Source organism: Micromonospora halophytica (assembly GCF_900090245.1).
In the GTDB taxonomy this organism is placed as follows: domain Bacteria; phylum Actinomycetota; class Actinomycetes; order Mycobacteriales; family Micromonosporaceae; genus Micromonospora; species Micromonospora halophytica.
Window position 1 is genome coordinate 160,080 of record NZ_FMDN01000005.1, and the last position, 14,217, is coordinate 174,296.

Here is a 14,217-nt window from a genome sequence, read left to right on the forward strand (position 1 = left end):
CAACCCCTGATCGGTGCATGGCTTGGCATCGGTAGTGATCTGGGGAAAGATCGAGAGCCAGGGCATGCAACGCCTGTGGAACTGATCGCGTTCTGGTAGGTGTGACTCCCTCAGAAGAGCAGGCCTTCACTGAGTTCGTGCAAGTCCACGGTGATCGACTGCTGCGGTTCGCGCGGCTGCTCGTGCCAGACGCCGGTGAGGCCGAGGATGTCCTGCAGACGGCCCTGCTCCGGCTTACCAGACACTGGTCGAGGCAGCTGGACGCCCCGGAGGCATATGTTCGCGCCGCGCTCGTCAATCTTGCAAAGGATCGTGGTCGGCGTCGGCATCTCGTTCCCGTCCCGACGAGGACCAACCCGGACCTATCGAAGATCGGGTCAGATCATGCTGAGGCGATTGCGGCCCGAACACATCTCGACCAGATCCTTGCTGTGCTTCCCCCGAGACAGCGCGTCACGGTGGTGCTGCGCGTCATCGATGGATTGAGCGAGGCTGAGACGGCCGCGGTCATGAAGTGTTCGCTGGGGACTGTCAAGAGCAATCTCGCCCGCGGACTGCAAAAGGTCCGCGCCGCTCTGGTGCCCACCCCCACCTCTGTAGAGGAGACGGCGCGATGAACAAGATTCTTCCTAGCCTCGACGATGCAGCCGAGGAATTGCGAAGGCTGGCAACAGCGGCTGAGCCGGCTATACACGCCCGCCCCGGCCTGGCCCGGTCGATCCTGGACCTCGCCCGCAGTCACCGGCGCACACGGCGATTGGGCACTGCTGCGGCCAGCGTGGGCGGCGGCTTCGTGGTCCTGGCCACGCTAGCGGCGGCTACCCTGCTCGGTCAGGCTGAGTACTTCACTCTCACTCAGCCCAGCACGAACATGGAATCCACGGTGCGCATGGGTGAACGCGTCGTTTTTAGTAAGAACCTGTCGCCTGCCCGAGGCGACGTTGTCGTCGTGCGCCTCGTCGACAACGGTCACGAGTACGACTCCATCATGCGGGTGGTCGCCCTCGCCGGTGACACCATCGGTTGCCCCGCCGATGCTACCGGCCGGTGTGAGGCAATTGCCGTCAACGGGGTGACTATGCCCGAGGACTACCTCGGGACGACCGTCACCGACCCATTCCCCACCAGCACCGTGCCGGCTCATATGATCTTCGTCCTCGGCGACAACCGACCGCAGGCAAATGACTCCCGATCCATCGGCCCAGTCAAGCTCGCCGACGTGACTGGGGTGGCTATAAACATCAGGAACCGCGACGGGCAGACTCGTGCCGTTCCAGGTGCCCCAGCTCACGACGGGCCTGGCGATCGCGACAACGTCGACCCAGCCCCACCGGTTCCACCCGCAGGCGTCTCCGAGCCGCGATAAGAGAGTCCCGACAGAAACCCTGCGAATCCGTAAAGTTGAACCTTTTCGCGCGACGCGCGGTAATCTAAACATCGACCTGGTGTCAAGCAGCCCGCTGGGGCGCGAAGTTCGTGCGGTGAGACGGCGGCGACTTGAAGGCCGGGCTGTCGCGGGTGCTAGCCAAGCTTCAGGGGCGGTCTCAGGATTGCCCGACAAAGCGACGACGGGCACCGATCATTCCGACGCAGCGCCCCACTACTCCATGCTGGGATCCTCCTCGTCGGGCAACGTTGCGATCACTTGGTCCCATGCGTTGACGATGGCTGCGGCCTGCCGCTCGCTACAGGCCAAGCCATTGAGTAGGACGTGGTTCTGGAAGAGCGTTCGTCGGCTGAGGCCGCCGCGCTGCTGGGCGTGTGCCGGGACACCGTGTACGTGCTGATGCGGTCGGGTCGGCTGCGGTCGATCAAGGCGGGTCGCGCTCGGCTCATTCCGCTGTCCGCGATTGGTGAGTTCCTTTCGGCAACTGAGGAGTTCGCTGCATGACCGGCCGGCGTCGTCGCGCCCATGCAGCGCCCGGAAGTCTGGGCGGCCGTAGTCGACCTAGGGTGGATCGACGGGAAGCGGAAGCGAATGTGCGTCTACGCCAAGAGCGAGGCTGAGGCGGTCCGGAAGCGCGACGAGCTGCGGCACCAACTCCAGCTTGGTGTCGACCTCACCGCGCAGCCTCGGACGGTGGAAGCCTGGTTGACCGAGTGGCTGCAGGACGTGAAGGCGCACGACGGCACGCGGCCGTCAACGCTGGTGCGTTACCGCCTGGCGGTGACCAAGCATCCGGTGCCGGGGCTGGGCCGGGTAAAGCTCGATCGGCTGACGCCTCGGGAGGTACAGCGGTTCCTTACCGGGCTGCGAGGCAGGCTCGCGCCGGCCAGCATCATCAAGGTTCACGCCGTGCTGCGCATCGCCCTGGCCGATGCTGAGCGAATGGATCTGGTCCCACGCAACGTCGCCAAGGGCGGCCAAGCCTCCGGCCCGCGGTCGGGCTGAGCGGCGTGCACTGACTCCCGAACGATCCTGGTGGCCACTTCGGCCTTGCTTCCGAAAAGTGGGTTGCCCTGCACGCCACGGTTGAGGGTTGGATCGAGTCGCTCGCCTTGGCCTACTCTGCCGCGAGTCTGGCAAGCAGGATCACGAAGCTGTCCGGCGATTCCGTCGCTGAAATCGACCTCAGAAGCATGGAGCCCGTACCCGAGACAGCTGGCCTAGCGGACGCCTGGTGGCGTGGCAGCGATGCCCTCGTCGCGGTCTTCACCGGAGAAGCTGAGCTGTTCGATCGTCCCAGCTACCGGACCGCCTACGTCTACGAGTTCGAAGACGGTGACATGCGGTGGCTGTAGGCATCAACGGACCGCTTGGCTGTACGGATGGCTGTACTCGCAACCGAGATCAACCGGTGTTCGTGCTGGTGGAGCCCAGGGGACTCGAACCCCTAACCCCTGCCTTGCAAAGGCAGTGCTCTGCCAGTTGAGCTAGGGCCCCGGATGGCGGTCAGAACCGCCGGTGCTGCCGGTGACGAGCAGGTCAGCGCAGGTCGGGCGAGGTGGTGGCCTCGTGCCACAGAGCGCGCTCGTCGTTCGAAGCCTTGATCTTCTGAGCGACGACGGCAGCCACGGCGACGACGCCGGCCAGGATCAGAAGCTTCTTGAACATGGGGCGCCCCTTCGCGCTCGACTGCCGTCGGAACGGGTGTGCGGTGGGGCTAGCTGGAATCGAACCAGCGACCTCAGAGTTATCAGCTCTGCGCTCTAACCGACTGAGCTATAGCCCCGCGTGGCGACGAGCAAGGTTAACCCATTGCCGCGTCCGGCCCCAAATCGGGGTCCTCGTGGCGCTCGTGCCACCTCGACCGTACCCGGGCCGGCCGCTCGACGGGGACCGCTTTTCCGGTGCGTCGACCGTGGAGATCGACTCCGTTGCGGCGACATGGCGGTATCCAGGGCGCCACGACACCGCCATGTTGGCGCAACGGAGTCGATCAAGCCGGATCACGGACGCCCGGATCGCCCGGGGGGCGGACCAGCCGAGCCCCAGGGCCGGTCGGAGCCGAAAAGCCGACGACACGCGAACGCCGGGGCACCGCGGAAGCGGTGCCCCGGCGTAGGACGTACGGAAGATCAGTCGCGCTCGGCGAGCGTCAGCTCGATCCCGCCGACCAGGTCGGCGCAGACGTTGTAGACGAACGCGCCGAGCGTGGCGAGCGCGGTGAACAGGACGACGTTGACCAGGCCGATCAGCGCCGAGCTGAGGATCACGCCCTTCGCGGTGATCTGGAAGCCACCGCCGCTCTGCCCGCCGGCGTTGACCAGGTCGGTCAGGCTGTCGTTGACGCTCTGGAACACGCCCATGGCGTCCAGGGCGAGGTAGAGCACCGAGGTGGCGACGACCACCACGATGAAGAGCACCACGGAGACGGCGAAGGCGAACTTCATCACGGACCACGGGTCGATCCGCTTGAGGTTCAGCCGGGCCCGACGCGGCCCGCGCGAGGCGGCCGAACTGACCGAGGTACGCGCGGCGCGTACCGCGTCACCCACCCGGGCGGCACCGACGGCGGCCGCGTTGCCGATCCCCGGCGGCAGGCCGCCCCCGTTGGGACGGGCCGTGCCGGTCGGACGGGCACCGTCCGGCGACGGCTTGGCGGCTCCGCCCACCCTCGGCTGGGTGCCGGTGCTGGACGGCGACGTGGCGGCACCGGTCTTGATCGGCTGGGTGGTGTTGCTCGACCTCGCCGAGGTCACCACCGGCGCGGCGGCGGAAGTGGGCGCCTCGACCGCCGATGTCTCGGTCTTCTCGCTCGCAGCCGCGTCGTCGCCGGGCTTGTCCGGAGGCGGAGCCATGCCCGGGGCCCGGGTGAACTTCGGGGCAGGCGCATCGGCGGGGACGGTCGCCCGGCCCACAGCAGCGCGGCCGGCCGCAGCTGTGCCGCTCTTCGCGGCCTCCTCGTCGACCGGGGTGGCCGAGGTCCCCTTGTTCCCCGACTTCGCCTGTGTCTCCGTCATCAACTAGTCCTGTTCGTCAGGCTCGTCGGCATTGCGAGCAATCGCCACGATAGTCACGCCGTCCGGGAGGTCCATCAGCTTGACCCCCATTGTGTTCCGGTCACGCGTACGGCGTACAGGCTTCACCGGAGTCCGGATGACGCCACCGTTGCTGGTGATGGCGAACAGCTCGTCCTCCGGGTCGATCACGACCGCGCCGACCAGACCACCGCGTCGCTCGGTGATCTTCGCAGTCAGCACACCCTTACCTCCCCGGCCCTGGACCGGGTATTCCTCGATCGGGGTGCGTTTCGCGTATCCCCCGTTCGTGGCCACCAGAACGTCCATCCCCTCCCGAACCACCTCCATGGCGAGGAGGACGTCGTCGTCGGAGAATCGCATGCCGATCACGCCCGTGGTGGCCCGCCCCATCGGCCGCAGCGCCTCGTCCGTGGCGTTGAACCGGATGGCCTGCGCGTTCTTCGAGACCATCAGCAGATCGTCGGTGGGTGCCACGAGGGCGGCACCGACGAGCTCGTCCTCATCACGCAGGTTGATCGCGATGATGCCGCCGGACCGGTTGGAGTCGAACTCCTCGAGACGGGTCTTCTTCACCAGGCCGTTCTTCGTGGCCAGTACCAGATAGGGCGCCACCTGGTAGTTCGGGATTTCGATGATCTGCGCGATCTGCTCGTCCGGCTGGAAGGCGAGCAGGTTGGCCACGTGCTGGCCCTTGGCCACCCTACTGGCTTCCGGCAACTCGTACGCCTTGGCCCGGTAGACCCGCCCCTTGTTCGTGAAGAACAGCATCCAGTCGTGCGTGGAGCACACGAAGAAGTGGCTGACGATGTCGTCCTGCCGCAGCGTGGCGCCGCTGACGCCCTTGCCGCCGCGCCGCTGGGAGCGGTAGAGGTCGACCTTGGTCCGCTTGGCGTACCCGGTGCGGGTGATGGTGACGACCACGTCCTCGCGGGCGATGAGGTCCTCCATCGAGACCTCGCCGTCGAACGGCACGATCTTCGTCCGCCGGTCGTCGCCCCACTTCGCGACGATCTCGCCGAGCTCCTCGGAGACGATCCGCCGCTGCCGCTCCGGCTTGGCGAGGATGTCCTTGAGGTCGGCGATCTCGATCTCGAGCTTGGCCAGGTCGTCGAGGATCCGCTGCCGCTCCAGGGCGGCCAGGCGGCGCAGCTGCATGTCCAGGATCGCGGTCGCCTGGATCTCGTCGATCTCCAGCAGCCGGATCAGGCCCTGCCGGGCGTCGTCGACGGTGGGTGACCGCCGGATCAGGGCGATCACCTCGTCGAGGGCGTCGAGCGCCTTGGCCAGACCGCGCAGGATGTGCGCCCGCTCCTCGGCCTTGCGCAGCCGGAACGCGGTCCGCCGGCGGATGACCTCGATCTGGTGCTCGACGTAGTAGCGGATGAACTGGGCCAGGTTGAGCGTGCGCGGCACGCCGTCGACCAGCGCCAGCATGTTGGCGCCGAAGGTCTCCTGGAGCTGGGTGTGCTTGTAGAGGTTGTTCAGCACCACCTTGGCGACCGCGTCGCGCTTGAGCACGAGCACGATCCGCATCCCGGTACGCCCGGAGGACTCGTCCCGGATGTCGGCGATGCCGCCGAGCTTGCCCTCCTTGATCAGCTCGGCGATCCGCTCGGCCAGGTTGTCCGGGTTGACCTGGTACGGCAGCTCGCTGACCACGAGCGCGGGACGGCCGCGCTTGTCCTCCTCGACCTCCACCACGGCCCGCATCCGGATCGAACCGCGCCCGGTCCGGTACGCGTCCTGGATCCCGGACTGGCCGACGATCAGGCCGTAGGTCGGGAAGTCGGGGCCCTTGACGATCTCCAGCAGCGCTTCGAGGGTGGTCGCCTCGTCGACCTCCGGATTCTCCAGGCACCACTGCACGGCCGCGCCGATCTCGCGCAGGTTGTGCGGCGGGATCTTGGTGGCCATGCCGACCGCGATGCCCTCGGAGCCGTTGATCAGCAGGTTGGGGATGCGGGACGGCAGGATGGTGGGCTCCTTGGCCCGACCGTCGTAGTTGTCCTGCAGGTCGACGGTGTCCTCGTCGATGTCCCGCAGCATCTCCATCGCCAGCGGGTCGAGCTTGCACTCGGTGTTGTGGCTGACGAAACCGTCGGAGACGAAGGAGTGGTCGTCGGTGTCGACCCGGATGCTGTAGACCGGCTGCACCCCGGCGTCCGTGACGCCTGCCACCTCGGCGTAGTAGAAGCGGCCGTCGACGAGAGGCTCGACCACGTCCAGCACCTCGGCCTCGGTGATCCGGGCGGCGATCTCGTCCCGGTCCCGCTCCCAGCGCTCGATCCGATCGACGTTGTGCCGGCGCAGCCAGTCCCGCTCGGTCCAGCGGGTCGCCCCGTGCTCGCGGATGAAGTCACCCACCAGCGGCACGTGGTCGCTGGAGAGCGCCGTGCTGCTCGCCGGGACGGACGCCAGCTCCGACTCCAGCTTGGCCTGCTTGCGGCCGAGGAAGCCGACCTGGGCGGCGAAGATCCGGGCGTCACGCCGGTTGGTCACCACGACCTTGATCTCGCCGTTGTCGTAGCGGCACTGCCGGCTGACCACGCCGAACTCCAGCAGGAGCTGCTGCACCTCGCGGGCGAGCCGGTCGCTGCGGGTCGAGTAGGACACCTGGATGGTGTTGCGCGGCAGCAGCGAGGAGGAGCCGTCACCCTCGAACAGGGCCTGGAGGAAGGCCCGCTTGACCGCCGCCGGCCCCTGCCAGACGAACTCGGGTACGAACTTGGCGGCGCTACGCGCACCGACCATCTCGCCGAGCACGCTCTTCCGCAACGCGGTGAGATCCTGGACGTCGAGCTCGTGCAGGACGCTGCCGGAAGCGATCACCCGCTCGCTGACGTAGCGCGGACCGCCGACAGCCAGGTCGTAGGCGGCGAGGACCCGGACGAAGAACTCCCGGTCCACGTTGTTGAAGCCGGCCCGTCCCTCGGACACCCAGCCCTCACTGACGAACGCGCCGGCCAGCACGGCCGCCTCGACGTGCTCGAGCATCGGGTAGCCGATCTCGTCCGGCACGGTGCGCTGGAGGACCACCCGGTCGCCCGGCGAGATCTCGGCGAGCAGCTTCCACAGCAGGGTCGGCACGCCGGCCATGTCCACCAGGCAGAGCACCGGGTGGTTGTGGGTGCCGGTCAGGTCGTACCCCTCGCGGGTGCGCAGCCGCAGCGTCGGGTGCTCGCCGGAGTGGAAGAACTTGCTGGCGCGGACCAGATCGCCGTTGCGGTCGCGGACCTTCAGCTCGACGTCCGTCTCGCTGCTCGGCGCGGCGTCCGGCACGACGTCGCCGATCCGGACGCTGCCCTCGGCGGTACGAATCCGGACATCCGCTGTCAGACAATAACGCATCGCCGCAGCCGGATCATTACCCGGCGAGCCGAAGTTGCCGTTACCGTCGACCAGCGGGTAGCGCAGCGACCAGGGCTGGGCCATCCGGACCAGCGCGTCGTAGATCGCCGAGTCGCCGTGCGGGTGGAACTGACCCATCACGTCGCCGACGACGCGGGAGCACTTCACGTAGCCGCGGTCCGGCCGGTAACCGGAGTCGAACATGGCGTAAAGGATCTTGCGGTGGACCGGCTTGAGCCCGTCCCGGACGTCCGGCAGCGCCCGCCCGACGATGACGCTCATCGCGTAGTCGAGGTACGAACGCTGCATCTCGACCTCGAGGCCGACCGGCTCGATCCGGTCGTGCTGCGCCACGACCGCGGCGGGTGTCTCCGGGGTCTCCGGCTCGTTCGGGGTGGACTCGGGAGTATCGGTCACTGTTAACCCTTATCAGACTCAGAGTCGTTTTCGTGCTGTGGATAACGGCTGTGGAAACCGGCCAAGCTGTGGATAACTCTGTGGACCGGTAGGCCGGCCGGTGAACGCCGGCCGACCCGCCCGAGCCGTCAGATGTCGAGGAAGCGCACGTCCTTGGCGTTGCGCTGGATGAACGAACGGCGCGCCTCGACGTCCTCGCCCATCAGCACGCTGAAGAGTTCGTCGGCGGTGGCGGCGTCGTCGAGCGTGACCTGGCGCAGCGTACGGGTGGCCGGGTTCATCGTGGTCTCCCACAGCTCGGGGTAGTTCATCTCGCCGAGACCCTTGAACCGCTGGATGTCGTCCGGCTTGGCGTTGGGCTTCTTCTGCTGGCGCAGCGCGATCAGCCCGTCCCGCTCCCGGTCCGAGTACGCGTACTGGGCGTCGTCGCCCTTCTTGTTCCACTTGATCTTGTAGAGCGGCGGGGCGGCCAGGTAGACGTGGCCCAGCTCGACCAGTGGCCGCATGAAGCGGAAGAGCAGGGTCAGCAGCAGCGTCTGGATGTGCTGGCCGTCAACGTCCGCGTCGGCCATCAGCACGATCTTGTGGTAGCGCAGCTTCTCGATGTCGAAGTCGTCGTGGATGCCGGTGCCCAACGCGGTGATCAGCGCCTGGACCTCGTTGTTCTTCAGCACCCGGTCGATCCGGGCCTTCTCCACGTTCAGGATCTTGCCGCGGATCGGCAGGATGGCCTGGGTACGCGGGTCCCGACCCTGCTTGGCCGAGCCGCCGGCCGAGTCGCCCTCGACGATGAAGACCTCGGACTCGCGCGGGTCGGTGGACTGGCAGTCGGCCAGCTTGCCCGGCATCGAGCCGGACTCCAGCAGCGACTTGCGGCGGGCCAGCTTGCGCGCCTGCTGCGCGGCGATCCGGGCCCGGGCCGCCTGGGACGCCTTCTGGATGATCATCTTGGCTTCGGCCGGGTTCCGGTCGAACCAGTCGACCAGCCGGTCGTTGCAGACCCGCTGCACGAAGCTCTTCACCGGGGTGTTGCCCAGCTTGGTCTTGGTCTGGCCCTCGAACTGCGGGTTGGTCAGCTTCACCGAGATGATCGCGGCCAGGCCCTCCCGGATGTCCTCACCGGAGAGCTTCTCGTCGCCCTTGAGCAGCTTCTTCTCCGCGCCGTACCGGTTGACGACGCTGGTCAACGCGGACCGGAAGCCCTCCTCGTGGGTGCCGCCCTCGTGGGTGTTGATGTTGTTGGCGAAGGTGTAGACCGACTCGCCGTACGACTCGTTCCACTGCATGGCGATCTCGAGCGACATGCCCTCCTCCTCGGCGCCGAACTCGACCACCGTCTTGTGGATCGGGTTCTTCGACGCGTTGAGGTGCCGGACGAAGTCGGCGATGCCGCCGTCGTAGCGGAAGGTGACCTCGCGGAGCTTGCCCTCCTCGCCCTCCGGGACCCGCTCGTCGAGCAGGTGGATGGTGAGGCCGCGGGTGAGGAAGGCCATCTCCTGCAGCCGGCGGTAGATGGTCTGGAAGTCGAAGTCGACCGTCTCGAAGACGTCCGGGTCCGGCCAGAAGGAGACCGCCGAGCCGGTGCGGTCGGTGCTCTCGCCCTTCTCCAGCGCGGTGGGCTTGGAGTGGTGGTACTGCTGCCGCCAGACGAAGCCGGACTTGTGGATCTCCACCGCCATCTTCGTGGAGAGGGCGTTCACCACGGAGACGCCGACGCCGTGCAGACCGCCGGAGACCGCGTACGCCTTGCCGTCGAACTTGCCGCCCGCGTGCAGCACGGTCAGCGCGACCTCGACACCCGGCTTCTTGAGCTTCGGGTGCAGGTCGACCGGGAAGCCACGGCCGTTGTCGGTGACCCGGACGCCGCCGTCGGCCAGCAGCACCACGTCGATGGTGTCGCAGTGGCCGGCCAGCGCCTCGTCCACCGCGTTGTCCACGACCTCCCACACGAGGTGGTGCAGACCGCGCTCACCGGTCGACCCGATGTACATGCCGGGCCGCTTGCGGACCGCCTCAAGCCCCTCGAGGACGGTGATCGACTCGGCGCCGTACTCCTGCTTGTCCTGCGCTGCCACCCTCGGCCACTTTCTCGCACCGACCGCGCCAGGGGCGCGACAGGAGCGGGTTCGGCGGACAGGACGCGACGTCGGCGCACGGACCGGCCTCCGGGGATCGCCAGGTCGCGGATCGTGTGCGCCGGTCGCCGCGGTTGCCCGCGGATCGCGATCGGCTCGACCCGACACAGGACTTTGATCAAGGGCCACCCGGGCCCCTGTCCGTCGCTCCGCGTCGGGTCTTCGTCTCGCCCCCAATCCTACTGTGCGCAACCGACGAAGACGCCACTCGGCACCCCCTGCGCGGCGTCTGAGACCTCCGTAGCGGGCCGAACCGTGCTGCCCGCGACTCCCCCTACGCGCCAGGGCCCGATCTCCGGCGGCGTCGCCCGGGAATCGGGTGCGGCAGGCGGTGGGCCGGGGGTCGCGCGCGGAGCGGCCGTACCGTACCTTTGCGGCGCCGACCGGTGCATGTCTTGATCTTTACCGTCGACAACCGGGACGATCGACCCGATCGATCCGACACGTGCTCACAAGGGGTGACGCCAGATGGGGCTGGACAACGTCGCGGTGCACTGGCCGCGGACCGGCCGCTTCTACGACCCGGTCGCGCCGGCCGAGTTCGTGGACTTCGGCGAGATCGTGGAAATTCCCAGGATCTCCGCGCCCACCGCGGCGCTCGCCGAACACATCGCCAAGACCGGCACGATCCGGGCCACCGCGTACACCGAACTGGTGGACCTGATCCTCGGCCTGGAGAATGTGCTCTACGCCACAGAGGCCGCCGCCGAGGACGAGGATCCGGTGATCGACCCGGACGGCTGCTCCTGGATCGCCGGCGGGGTGGAGAAGTTCGTCGCCCAGCACCGGCCGCACGGCGAGGTGGTCACCTTCGAGTCGGTCAGCGACGTGCTCCGCTCGCTGCTGGCCGACGGGCGGCTGGCCGAGCAGCAGCTGCGCTGGCTGGACAGCCGGCTCGACCGGCTGCGCGACGAGAACGGCGACCCGCCGCAGTGGGACTTCACCTGCGCCGAACTCGGCGTGCTCGCCGCCTTCTACCGGCGCTGTGCCGACCGCGGCTTCGCCGTCTACGCCGACGCCGCACCCGGCCGCCGCCCCGGCGCTCAGCCGTAGGTGTCGCGGGGGCCCCGGCCCCGGACCCGTCGCGGGCCCCGTGACCAGGACGGCGCCGCCGGGCCGTGGATGTGCAGCTTGCGGACCACGTTGTGGCCGACCTCGCCGGCGATCCGCTTCAGCAGCGACCCGGCGAGCAGCCGGAGCTGGGTGGCCCAGGCGGTGGAGCGCGCCTCCACGGTCAGCTCGCCGTCCTCCAGCTTGACCGGGCGGCTGTGCTGGGCGATCTCCGACCCGACCACCTTTTCCCAGGCACCGAAGACGGTCGCCTCGGCGGCCGGCTGCTGCCAGCCGCGCGCCTTCATCAGCCGCTCCAGCACCACGCCGAGCGGCTGCGGGTCACGCGGGTCCGGGCCCGGCCCGGAGTAGCCACGCAGCCGCCGTTCGCCGCCGTCACCGGAGACCGCGCTGCGGCGGCGGGTCTTCGCGGTGGCCTCCCGGCGGGACCTCGCGGCGTCCAGCACCGCCCGCGCGAGCTGCGGCCCCGACGCGTCGGCCGGGCCCGGCGCACCGGCCGCGTCACCCGTGACCGGCCCGTCGCCCGTCGGCCGGCCTGCGGCGTCCGCGCCGGCTCCCCGGCCGCCCCGCGCGGCGTCCGCGCCGCCGTCGGCCGGTCGCGCCGCGCCGGCCCGGTCGCCGCCGGCTCCCCCGGGGGTACGCGTACCACGGCGGCCGCCCCCGGCCACGCGGCCCGAACCCGCCGCGCCGGCAGGTGGGCCGCCTTCGGCGGCGCGCCCCGGTCCCCCCGTCCGGCGGGCCGGTGTGTCCCCCTCGCTGTCGCGCCCCGGTTCAGTCGACACGTCGTACCGTCCCCTCGCCCACCGCGTACCGGGCACCCCGCAGGGCCACCGGCACGTCGTCGTCGACGGCGCAGGTGACCAGGAGCTGACCGGCCCCGCCCACCAGCTCCGCCAGCCGCTCCCGCCGGCCGGCGTCCAGCTCGGCGAAGACGTCGTCCAGCACCAGCACCGGCTCGATGCCGTCGGCGCGCAGCAGGTCGTACCCGGCCAGGCGCAGGGCCAGCGCGTACGACCAGGACTCGCCGTGGCTGGCGTACCCCTTGGCGGGCAGCGGCCCGAGGGTGAGGCTGAGCTCGTCGCGGTGCGGACCGACCAGCGTGGTGCCCCGCTCGATCTCGGCCGACCGGGACTCGGCCAGTGCGGCGGTCAGCGCCTCGGCGAGCACCGCCCGGTCGGTGGTCGGCTCGGTCAGCTCCACCGACGGCCGGTACGTGATCCCCGCCGCGCCCTTCCCGGCTGCCACCGCGTCGTACGCCTTGGCCACGTGCGGGGCCAGCGCGGCCACCAGTTCCAACCGGCCGGCCAGCAGCTCCGCCCCGTGCCGAGCCAGGTGGGTGTCCCAGACGGCCAGGGTCGACAGGTCCCCACCCCGCGACCCGCCCGTCTTGCGGGCCAGGTACGCCGTCCGGAGCAGGGCGTTGCGCTGCTTGACCACCCGGTCGTAGTCGGCGCGCACCCCGGCGTACCGGGGCTGCCGGAGCACCAGCAGGTCGTCCAGGTAGCGGCGGCGCTCGGCCGGGTCGCCCCGGACGAGTTCCAGGTCCTCCGGGGCGAAGAGCACCAGCCGCAGCGCGCCGAGCACGTCACGGGCCCGCCGGGCCGGTGAGCGTCCCAGCCGGGCCCGGTTGGCCCTGCCCGGGACGATCTCCAGCTCGATCAGGAGTTCCCGGCCGTCGTGCACCACCGCGCAGCGGAGCACTGCCGAGGTGGCGCCCATCCGGACCAGCGGAGCGTCCGTGGCGACCCGGTGCGAGTCCAGGGTCGCCAGGTAGCCCAGCGCCTCGACCAGGTTGGTCTTGCCGACGCCGTTGGGGCCGGTCAGGACGTTCGGCCCCGGCTCCAGGTCGACGCCGACGCGCTCGTACGAGCGGAAGTCGACCAGTTCGAGCCGGCGGACGTACACAGGTGCGTGGCTACCGGGTCAGCGCTTGCGCACGGCGTGCCCGCCGAACTGCTGGCGCAGCGCGGCGACGGCCTTCATCGCGGGTGAGTCGTCCTGCCGCGAGGCGAACCGGGCGAAGAGCGAGGCGGTGATGACGTTCAGCGGCACGGCGAGCCGGACCGCCTCGTCGACCGTCCAGCGGCCCTCGCCGGTGTCCTCGGTGTAGCCGCTCAGCTCGGCCAGCTCCGGGTCCTCGTCGAGCGCACGGTCGAGCAGGTCGAGCAGCCAGGAACGGACCACGGTGCCCTCGCGCCAGGACTTGAAGACGCCCGGCACGTTGGTGACGATCTCGGACTTGGAGAGCAGCTCGAAGCCCTCGGCGTAGGCGTGCATCAGGCCGTACTCGATGCCGTTGTGCACCATCTTGGCGTAGTGGCCGGCGCCGACCGGGCCGGCGTGCACGAAGCCGAACTCGCCCTCCGGCTTGAGCGCCTCGAAGACCGGCATGAGCCGGTCGACGTGCTCCTGCGCGCCGCCGACCATCAGGCCGTACCCGTTCTGCCTGCCCCAGACGCCGCCGGAGACGCCCACGTCGACGTAGCCGATGCCCTGCTCGGCGAGGCGCTCGGCGCGGGGGGCGTCGTCGCTGAACCGCGAGTTGCCGCCGTCGATGATGATGTCGCCCTCACCCAGCACGCCGGCGAGTTCGTCGATGGTGACGTCGGTGACTCCGGCCGGGACCATCACCCAGACGGCGCGCGGCGACTCCAGCTTTCCGGCCAGCTCGGCGAGGCTGGCGACGTCGCTCAGCTCCGCGTTGTGGTCGAAGCCGACCACCTCGTGCCCGGCGGCACGCAACCGCTCGCGCATGTTGCCGCCCATCCGGCCGAGTCCTACCAGGCCGAGCTGCATCTGCTCCTACCTCCGTGCGTCTGGT

At 69.4% G+C, this 14,217-nt stretch carries 12 protein-coding genes and 2 tRNA genes; 5 read left to right on the plus strand and 9 right to left on the minus strand.

Annotated features, from left to right (window positions below; translation table 11 throughout):
• Positions 1–101 precede the first annotated feature (101 nt).
• The 4 genes from GA0070560_RS09890 (at position 102) to GA0070560_RS09905 (ending at position 2,392) form a co-directional block, all read left to right on the plus strand.
• Positions 102–617 carry a SigE family RNA polymerase sigma factor gene (locus GA0070560_RS09890; protein WP_091294041.1) on the plus strand — a complete coding sequence of 172 codons (516 nt, stop codon included), beginning with the start codon at positions 102–104 and terminating at the stop codon, positions 615–617.
• The gene (lepB, locus tag GA0070560_RS09895) at positions 614–1,366 is read left to right on the plus strand and encodes a signal peptidase I (RefSeq protein WP_091294044.1); all 753 of its coding nucleotides are present in this window, start codon (positions 614–616) and stop codon (positions 1,364–1,366) included. The genes GA0070560_RS09890 and lepB overlap by 4 nt, the downstream gene beginning before the upstream one ends.
• A 345-nt stretch (positions 1,367–1,711) precedes the next feature.
• On the plus strand, positions 1,712–1,891 hold the full coding sequence (locus tag GA0070560_RS09900) for a helix-turn-helix domain-containing protein (protein WP_091294046.1): 180 nt from the start codon (positions 1,712–1,714) through the stop codon (positions 1,889–1,891).
• An 87-nt stretch (positions 1,892–1,978) separates the two neighbouring features.
• A complete protein-coding gene (locus tag GA0070560_RS09905; RefSeq protein ID WP_170839348.1) occupies positions 1,979–2,392 on the plus strand; it encodes a tyrosine-type recombinase/integrase in 414 nt (137 codons plus the stop codon).
• A gap of 416 nt (positions 2,393–2,808) precedes the next feature.
• Here the strand turns inward: GA0070560_RS09905 and GA0070560_RS09915 are convergent.
• From GA0070560_RS09915 to gyrB, 6 genes are all read right to left on the minus strand, one after another.
• A tRNA-Ala gene (locus GA0070560_RS09915) sits at positions 2,809–2,884 on the minus strand.
• A 42-nt stretch (positions 2,885–2,926) separates the two neighbouring features.
• Positions 2,927–3,055: a DLW-39 family protein gene (locus GA0070560_RS29035; protein ID WP_211565796.1), complete on the minus strand. Its 129-nt coding sequence runs from the start codon at positions 3,053–3,055 to the stop codon at positions 2,927–2,929.
• 44 nt (positions 3,056–3,099) lie between these two features.
• A tRNA-Ile gene (locus GA0070560_RS09920) sits at positions 3,100–3,173 on the minus strand.
• 346 nt (positions 3,174–3,519) lie between these two features.
• Positions 3,520–4,404 (minus strand): DUF3566 domain-containing protein, encoded by an 885-nt coding sequence (locus GA0070560_RS09925; RefSeq protein ID WP_091294051.1) that lies wholly within the window; start codon positions 4,402–4,404, stop codon positions 3,520–3,522.
• Positions 4,405–4,407: 3 nt separating this feature from the next.
• Positions 4,408–8,190: an intein-containing DNA gyrase subunit A gene (gene gyrA, locus GA0070560_RS09930; protein WP_091294054.1), complete on the minus strand. Its 3,783-nt coding sequence runs from the start codon at positions 8,188–8,190 to the stop codon at positions 4,408–4,410.
• Between the two features lie 128 nt (positions 8,191–8,318).
• Entirely contained in the window at positions 8,319–10,265 is a 1,947-nt protein-coding gene (gene gyrB / locus GA0070560_RS09935; protein WP_091294056.1) for a DNA topoisomerase (ATP-hydrolyzing) subunit B, read from the minus strand.
• Positions 10,266–10,793: 528 nt separating this feature from the next.
• Here gyrB and GA0070560_RS09940 point away from each other — a divergent pair.
• Complete coding sequence (locus tag GA0070560_RS09940; RefSeq protein WP_091294058.1) at positions 10,794–11,378, plus strand: hypothetical protein; 585 nt, start codon at positions 10,794–10,796, stop codon at positions 11,376–11,378.
• On the opposite strand, the gene GA0070560_RS09945 is transcribed toward GA0070560_RS09940, so the two are convergent.
• The 3 genes from GA0070560_RS09945 to gnd form a co-directional block, all read right to left on the minus strand.
• On the minus strand, positions 11,369–12,064 hold the full coding sequence (locus tag GA0070560_RS09945) for a DciA family protein (RefSeq protein WP_245675448.1): 696 nt from the start codon (positions 12,062–12,064) through the stop codon (positions 11,369–11,371). The genes GA0070560_RS09940 and GA0070560_RS09945 overlap by 10 nt on opposite strands.
• Positions 12,065–12,167: 103 nt before the next feature.
• Positions 12,168–13,301 (minus strand): DNA replication/repair protein RecF, encoded by a 1,134-nt coding sequence (gene recF, locus GA0070560_RS09950; RefSeq protein ID WP_091294060.1) that lies wholly within the window; start codon positions 13,299–13,301, stop codon positions 12,168–12,170.
• Positions 13,302–13,319: 18 nt separating this feature from the next.
• The gene (gnd, locus tag GA0070560_RS09955) at positions 13,320–14,192 is read right to left on the minus strand and encodes a phosphogluconate dehydrogenase (NAD(+)-dependent, decarboxylating) (protein WP_091294063.1); all 873 of its coding nucleotides are present in this window, start codon (positions 14,190–14,192) and stop codon (positions 13,320–13,322) included.
• Between the last annotated feature and the right edge of the window lie 25 nt (positions 14,193–14,217).

Bases quoted from the DNA above. Each gene is read 5' to 3' on its own strand.
- lepB (WP_091294044.1), top strand. From the start codon at position 614: ATGAACAAGATTCTTCCTAGCCTCGACGATGCAGCCGAGGAATTGCGA.
- GA0070560_RS09905 (WP_170839348.1), top strand. From the start codon at position 1,979: ATGTGCGTCTACGCCAAGAGCGAGGCTGAGGCGGTCCGGAAGCGCGAC.
- GA0070560_RS29035 (WP_211565796.1), bottom strand. From the start codon at position 3,055: ATGTTCAAGAAGCTTCTGATCCTGGCCGGCGTCGTCGCCGTGGCTGCC.
- GA0070560_RS09925 (WP_091294051.1), bottom strand. From the start codon at position 4,404: ATGACGGAGACACAGGCGAAGTCGGGGAACAAGGGGACCTCGGCCACC.
- GA0070560_RS09940 (WP_091294058.1), top strand. From the start codon at position 10,794: ATGGGGCTGGACAACGTCGCGGTGCACTGGCCGCGGACCGGCCGCTTC.
- gnd (WP_091294063.1), bottom strand. From the start codon at position 14,192: ATGCAGCTCGGCCTGGTAGGACTCGGCCGGATGGGCGGCAACATGCGC.